At 59.5% G+C, this 6,964-nt stretch carries 4 protein-coding genes and 1 other RNA gene; all 5 read right to left on the bottom strand.

Annotated elements, in window-relative coordinates:
• Positions 1 to 99: 99 nt before the first annotated feature.
• The gene (locus XpopCFBP1817_RS18510; protein ID WP_244171236.1) at positions 100 to 1,389 is read right to left on the bottom strand and encodes an ATP-binding protein; all 1,290 of its coding nucleotides are present in this window, start codon (positions 1,387 to 1,389) and stop codon (positions 100 to 102) included.
• Between the two features lie 23 nt (positions 1,390 to 1,412).
• Positions 1,413 to 4,316 carry an SNF2-related protein gene (locus XpopCFBP1817_RS18505; protein WP_128418232.1) on the bottom strand — a complete coding sequence of 968 codons (2,904 nt, stop codon included), beginning with the start codon at positions 4,314 to 4,316 and terminating at the stop codon, positions 1,413 to 1,415.
• A 158-nt stretch (positions 4,317 to 4,474) separates the two neighbouring features.
• Positions 4,475 to 6,115, bottom strand: coding sequence for a chaperonin GroEL (groL, locus tag XpopCFBP1817_RS18500; RefSeq protein ID WP_128418231.1), 1,641 nt, complete (start codon positions 6,113 to 6,115; stop codon positions 4,475 to 4,477).
• A gap of 133 nt (positions 6,116 to 6,248) precedes the next feature.
• On the bottom strand, positions 6,249 to 6,536 hold the full coding sequence (locus XpopCFBP1817_RS18495; protein WP_006451546.1) for a co-chaperone GroES: 288 nt from the start codon (positions 6,534 to 6,536) through the stop codon (positions 6,249 to 6,251).
• Between the two features lie 198 nt (positions 6,537 to 6,734).
• Positions 6,735 to 6,812, bottom strand: a non-coding RNA gene (locus tag XpopCFBP1817_RS18490) — sX9 sRNA.
• Positions 6,813 to 6,964 lie beyond the last annotated feature (152 nt).

The raw sequence follows: 6,964 nt of genomic DNA, 5'->3' as shown, positions 1-6,964 counted from the left end.
TCGCTGATTTTTTGAAGGTATGGTCATCATCCAGTGCGTGTCACCACGGCTACGACTTGGTTGTTCGAGGTGCCCTTCTATCAGCGGCAGATCAATTCTTCAGTCATCGTCGCGAGCAAAGCCCGCATAGTTAAGGCCGACACTGCCTCTACCGGTTTCGTTCAATAGCGGGCTCGTTTCAGGATCAGCTGCGTACAACGTCACACGTAATGCATTTTCACCCCGCAACTCGAAGTGCGGCCTCCGTCCGGACAAGCGCTCGCTGCGATTGAGGATCTGCGGCACGCCCTCGCCACGCTTCTCCATCACGCGACTCCGGCCGACGCCCTCCATCTCGACCGGGCAGCGCGCTAGCAGGTTGGTCAATAGTTCATTGCGGGTGGCGGTGCGCAGGGCGATCGACTCCACCGATTGGGAGTTGGGTAACGCGCCAGGCGATGTGATCTCCAGCCGGTCGGTGAACAAATGCACCTGCACAGGCGCCCCGCTGATCGAGTAGTCGCGATGCGCACCGGCGTTGGCGATGGCCTCGAATACAGCCTCTGGATCGAACTGGGGCACGTCGATCCGGCCCAACTGCTTGCGTGCCGCAGTGCGCATGCCTCGCAGTACGAAGGCGGCAGCCTGGCGAATCTGCTGATCCAGCGGCCCTTGAATATCCTGCGCATCCAGTTGCTCCTGGGCAGTCTTCTCGGTGCCGGCATAATGCACGCATTGCACATAGGCCTGCGGCAACCAATCGCTTGGCGTGGCCGTCGCCATCAAGACGCCAGCGACACTGGCCCATTCCTCGCCAGGCTCTCCCGGAACCAGCAGCTTCAGCTTGCGCAGACGCAGTTCCTCAGGTTCATCGGTTGTCCCGAGAAAACGGCCGTACAGCGCAGCATCAAAGTTCGCCTGCGTACAGCCCAGCACGGGCATCTCATCGAAACCCAGAGTGCCGGCGCGCTGCCGCGACTGCATGAGACGCAACAATTCGTTTGGCGGCAGTTCGTGCTTGGAACTGCCCTGACGGCGGAAATAGCCACCCGGGGCGAGATGGACATAGAGCGAACGCGGTATGTCGATCACCAAAACAGCATGCTCGGTGCCGGAGCGATCGGGAACCAGCCTACGCCGCAAATAGAGGGCGGGCTCGGGCTTGATGAGGTCACGCACGCAGTTCTCGACCCAGATGCTGACTGCGTCCAATCGATCCAATGGGATCCCGACCACGTCGCGGGTCTTGTCGTCCACACCCAGGATCAGGCGCCCACCGATGGCATTGGCGAATGCCGCGATTTCCTGGCAAAGGCTATTCCCGTTCGGTCCCTTGATCTTGTCGTTCTCGAACACGACTTGCTTGAATTCCAGCTGCGAGTCTTCGCCCAGCCGAATCTGCGCGAGCAAATCGCCAAATTCACGTGAGCTAGTCATTGCTCGGGATGCTCCAGTGTCCACTCCACATCAAACAGCACCTGCACGGTGTGCTGCGTGCGCAGCGCATTTTCAACCCGCTCCAGCATCACGTCCTGGCTACGCTCGATGCGCTTCCTGCCTTCAAAGAAATCGAGCATGGCATCATCACGCTGCTGCTCGATCCGCTTGATCTCGCGTTTGAGCTGGGCTTTTTGCTCCAAGGTCTCGAGCTGACGCAAAGCACGTTTGGCATCGCGCACCTGCAGATCGAATTCATCGATACTCTGCTGCAGCAATAGCCGTTGATCCCCGCCCCAACGGTCAAGACGCTCGGACTCCTGTAAAAACCACTGCTCGTTGCGCCTGTTTGCCTCAGCCAGCACGCGCTCCACTGCCGCTTCAAAAGCGGGAAGCGCACGATCTTCGGCGACACGGTGCCGTGGCACAAAACGGGCAGGCACTTCCATCAGACGCGCAGCGGTCTCGTCGGGCACAACGCGCCCGTCACTGCACAGCGCACTGCAGACCAGTTCTTCCAGCACTTCCTCTGCGGTCTGGATGGTGACCAGCGCTACACGCAGCTGCCCTCTGCTTCCCAACCACTGGCGCACATCGGCACGCTGTGCATCCACAGCGGCGTAATCGAAATGAAGCGTGCCAGGTGGAGTCGGGCGTTCTTTGGCCTGGCGGCAAAGCCTTTCTCCCAACCCCTTGTCCGGCCTCAACAACCCGGCATTGGCTTCTTCGGCCGGCGGCCAGCTGACGGCGTAATCGCCTTCCTCCAATTTAACCAGCTTGTCGCTGATGCGCGCTTTCGGCCGTTCGGCAGCGATCAGGTGTAGAAAATGACTTTCATACTGATTGATCTTGTGCAGCATGCCTGCGCGACGTGAGCGCAAGTTGCGTACGACATCCTCGTCAAAATGCTCCAGCAGCATGCGCCGCGCACTTTCCTCGCGCCGGCCGATGCTCTCGTCCAGCTCCGCCTGCAAGGCAGCGAACTCCGACTCGATTTGCGCAGCGTCGCGACAGTTCTGATAGATACGCAGGATCCGCTGCTCGATGTCCACACCGGATTCGATCGCACCCAATATGTCGTCGCTGGCACCAAATACACCGTCAAACAATTTGAACTTCTTTTCCAGGAGCTCAAACACCAATTGATCCGCACGATTCTTGCGATTGACGAAATTCACCACGACCACATCGCTCTTCTGACCATAGCGATGGATACGCCCGATCCGCTGCTCCACACGTTGCGGATTCCAGGGCAGATCGTAGTTCACCAACAACGAGCAAAATTGCAGATTGATGCCCTCGCCGCCTGCTTCGGTGGTGATGAGAACATCGCGATGATCGCGGAAGGCTTCGACCACTGCGGCCTTCATGTCTGCCGTTTTGGAACCTGAAACAAGCGCAGAGCCGGCGTGCCGCTCCAGCCAGTCGGCGTACAGCTGCCTGGAATCGACATCGTCGTTGCTTCCGTTGAGCAGGCCGGTTCGCCCGGCATAGCCATGTTCTTCGAGCAGGACACGCAAGTACTCCTGTGTGCGCCGCGACTCGGTAAAGATCACTGCCTTACGTTGCCCGCCGAGCTTTTCGGCCATCGCAAGCGCTCGCCCGAGGACCAGTAATAGCGCGTCGCCTTTGCGATTGCTTTGAATCTGCTTGGCCAGGTCACGGTAACCGCGCAGACGATCGATTTCCTGCGCGCGGCAGAGCAGCTCTGCCTGCAAGACATCGCTATCGGGCACATCGCCCGGCCTTTCCATTCCATCGGACTCCAGCTCATCGCTGAGTTCGTCGACGGTCTCGAAGTCTTCGATCTGCTTGGCAGTGAGCGCCTGGTTGGACTCGAGTCGACCGATGATCGTGTCGAGCGTATCGGCGATGGCGAACGTCGAGGAAGCCAGAATCTTGCGCACCACCAATGTCACCAGATGCCGGGCTGTCGGCTTGATGGCAAGGATGGAAGGGTCCTGCAGATAAGCCGAAACCTTGTCGTAGAGTTCAAGCTCTTCGTCGGAGGGCGTGAAGTCCTGAGTGATGGAGAAGCGCTTGGTGAAATTGATGCCACCTTCGGCTTGTACTTGACGACGCAAGGTACGGTGACAGATCCGTTCAAGCCGATGCCTTAAGTCATTAAGCCTGGCCTCTGAGCTCCGACCTGAGGCGTATTGCATCTGAAACGCCTTCTGACTACCGAAGAATTCGTCGCTGATGAAGGACACCAGCCCATACAACTCAATCAACGAATTCTGGAACGGCGTGGCGGTCAGTAGGACCTTTCGCCTTCCACGCAGCGCTTCGTTCAAGGCGACAGCACGCTTTGACGCACTCTTGCCTTTATACAAGTTGCGCAGCTTGTGCGCTTCATCCAGCACGACCAGATCCCAACTGACCGCAGCAAGCTCGTTTTGCTTGCTGGCGGCAAACTCATAGGACGTCACGATGATCGCGTCATCGTTCTGAAAAGGATTGCTTGCGTCGGGTCGACGAAAGGCATTGAACGACTTGCTCTCAAGAATGCAGGAGGGCAGCTGAAACTTCTCTTCGAGCTCCTGTGTCCACTGCTTACGCAGCGTTGCAGGGACGATCAACAGCAGACGGCGGCGGCGTTGTGCCCAATGCTGGGCCAGCACCAGGCCGGCCTCGATGGTCTTGCCGAGTCCAACCTCATCGGCAAGCAACACGCCCGCCTCGACAGGCGATTTGAGCGCGAACAAAGCGGCATCCACCTGATGCGGGTTCATATCGACGCGCGCAGCAGACAAGGCACGTGCAACTGCCGCTTCGTCACGATTACGCAACGTCAACCAATGGGCGAAGAACTTGCCCTGGTGATGTGAGTAGCGATGCGACCCCGGCTGACCACTGGGATAGACAATGCCGGTCGATGGCGCTGGCAGAGTGGACATGGAGAATGCCTTTATGAAATACGACGAAACTCTCGTCAGAGTATGCCGAGTGAAGCAAAACTTCTCCAACACGCGTGCACATCTGCGCAAACGTGGCGTGACAAAAAACCCCGCCTTTCGGCGGGGTCCTGTTTGATGCAACAGCCAAGTGGCCTGGATCAGAAATCCATGCCGCCCATGCCGCCCATGCCACCGCCGGACGGCATTGCTGCTTCGTCCTTCTTCGGTGTATCGGCCACCATCGCTTCGGTGGTGATCATCAGGCCGGCGATCGAGGCTGCGTTCTGCAGCGCTGAACGGGTGACCTTGGTCGGGTCCAGGATGCCGAACGCGACCATGTCGCCGAACTCGCCGTTGGCGGCGTTGTAGCCGTAGTTGCCGGTGCCTTCCTTGACCTTGTTCAGGATCACGGACGGCTCTTCGCCGGCATTGGCCACGATTTCGCGCAGCGGCGCTTCCATGGCGCGCAGGGCGATCTGGATACCGTGGGTCTGGTCTTCGTTGGCACCGGTCAGGTTACCCACGGCCACCAACGCACGCACCAGGGCCACACCGCCGCCCGGGACCACGCCTTCTTCGACCGCTGCACGGGTGGCGTGCAGGGCGTCTTCGACGCGCGCCTTCTTTTCCTTCATTTCGATTTCGGTCGAGGCGCCGACCTTGATCACTGCAACGCCACCGGCCAGCTTGGCCACGCGCTCCTGCAGCTTCTCGCGGTCGTAATCGGACGAGGTGTCTTCGATCTGGGTCTTGATCTGGCCCACGCGGGCTTCGATCGTGGCCGAATCGCCGGCGCCGTCGATGATGATGGTGTTCTCCTTGGAGACTTGCACCTTCTTCGCGCGGCCCAGGTCCTTGATCGTGGCCTTTTCAAGTGCCAGACCCACTTCCTCTGAGATCACGGTGCCGCCGGTCAGCACGGCCATGTCTTCCAGCATTGCCTTGCGACGGTCGCCGAAGCCCGGTGCTTTGACGGCCACGACCTTGACGATGCCACGGATGGTGTTGACCACCAGGGTTGCCAGCGCTTCGCCTTCGACTTCTTCAGCGACGATCAGCAACGGCTTGCCGGCCTTGGCCACGCCTTCCAGCACGGGCAGCAGGTCGCGCACGTTGGAGATCTTCTTGTCGTGCAGCAGGATGAACGGGTCGTCCAGATCGGCCGACTGGCTCTGCTGGTTGTTGATGAAGTATGGGGAGAGGTAGCCGCGATCGAACTGCATGCCCTCGACCACGTCCAGCTCGTTTTCCAGGCCCGAGCCTTCTTCAACGGTAATCACGCCTTCCTTGCCAACCTTCTGCATCGCTTCGGCAATGATGTTGCCGATCGATTCGTCCGAGTTGGCCGAGATGGTGCCGACCTGGGCAATCGCCTTATCGTCGGTGGTGGGCTTGGAGATGTTCTTCAGCTCGATGACGGCCGCCTTGACGGCCTGGTCGATACCGCGCTTGAGGTCCATCGGGTTCATGCCGGCGGCAACAGCCTTGACGCCTTCGCGGATCAGGGCCTGGGCCAGCACGGTGGCGGTAGTAGTGCCGTCGCCGGCGTTGTCGTTGGTGCGCGAAGCAACTTCCTTCACCATCTGCGCGCCCATGTTCTCGAACTTGTCGGCCAGTTCGATCTCCTTGGCGACAGAGACGCCGTCCTTGGTGATGGTCGGGGCGCCGAAGCTCTTCTCGAGCACGACATTACGGCCCTTGGGGCCCAGGGTCGCCTTGACGGCATTGGCGAGAATGTTGACGCCGCGCACCATGCGGTTGCGTGCGTCTTCACCGAAACGAATGTCTTTAGCAGCCATTTGTATGTAACTCCGGAAATAGGGAATAGGGGATGGGGATTCGGCAGATCAAGGGGCGGAGATCGGGGATGGGTGGGCTGGCTTGGGCGTCAGCCGCTCTGCCGATTCCCGCCTCCCGGCGCGTAGCGCCTGATCAGCCGATGACGGCGAGGATGTCGTCTTCGCGCAGCACCTTGTACTCGATGCCCTCGGCCTTGTAGCTGCTGCCCGCGTACTGGCCGTAGATGACCTTGTCGCCGACCTTGACCACCGGCGCGCGCAGGCTGCCATTGTCCAGGGGCTTGCCGGCGCCGATGGCGACAACTTCACCCTTGGTGGACTTTTCCTTTGCCGAATCCGGAATCACGATCCCGCCGGCGGAAACTTCGTCGGCTTCGATCGGCTTGACTACAACGCGGTCGTGAAGCGGCTTGATGCTCATACAGAAAGACCCTCTTAAGTGATTGATTGGCCTGGAAATTATCGGCGATGTTAGCACTCGTATGTGACGACTGCCAGCACAGCGCGCTAAAAAACCCGACAGAGCGGGTGCGAGCCATAGATTGTGCTGCGCGAGCAGCTTTCAAGGGCTGGGGGCAAAAAATTTTCGCCGGCCGTTTTCCTGCCAGGGGCCAAGAGCGGCTGACACACCCTTGCAAGCAGTTGGCAGATGAGCGCGGACGAGGCGCGTTGGAACCAGAATGTACAAGTAACGCATGCCGCACCGAGCACCAGCCGCGCCCGCAGCGCCGTAAATGCAGTCGCGTTGGTGATCGCTCTAAAAATGGAACCAGGATCTGAGGTTTCCCCACGTTTTCCCGAGATAGATCAGCTGGTTGCACCCGGATCGTGTAGAAACAAGTGCGCGCA

Source organism: Xanthomonas populi, from assembly GCF_002940065.1.
Classification (GTDB): domain Bacteria; phylum Pseudomonadota; class Gammaproteobacteria; order Xanthomonadales; family Xanthomonadaceae; genus Xanthomonas; species Xanthomonas populi.
This window is presented reverse-complemented; position numbering and strand designations above follow the sequence as displayed.

What these genes read in the sequence shown, in the direction of transcription:
- XpopCFBP1817_RS18505 (WP_128418232.1), bottom strand. Translation starts at nt 4,316, where the DNA reads ATGTCCACTCTGCCAGCGCCATCGACCGGCATTGTCTATCCCAGTGGT.
- groL (WP_128418231.1), bottom strand. Translation starts at nt 6,115, where the DNA reads ATGGCTGCTAAAGACATTCGTTTCGGTGAAGACGCACGCAACCGCATG.
- XpopCFBP1817_RS18495 (WP_006451546.1), bottom strand. Translation starts at nt 6,536, where the DNA reads ATGAGCATCAAGCCGCTTCACGACCGCGTTGTAGTCAAGCCGATCGAA.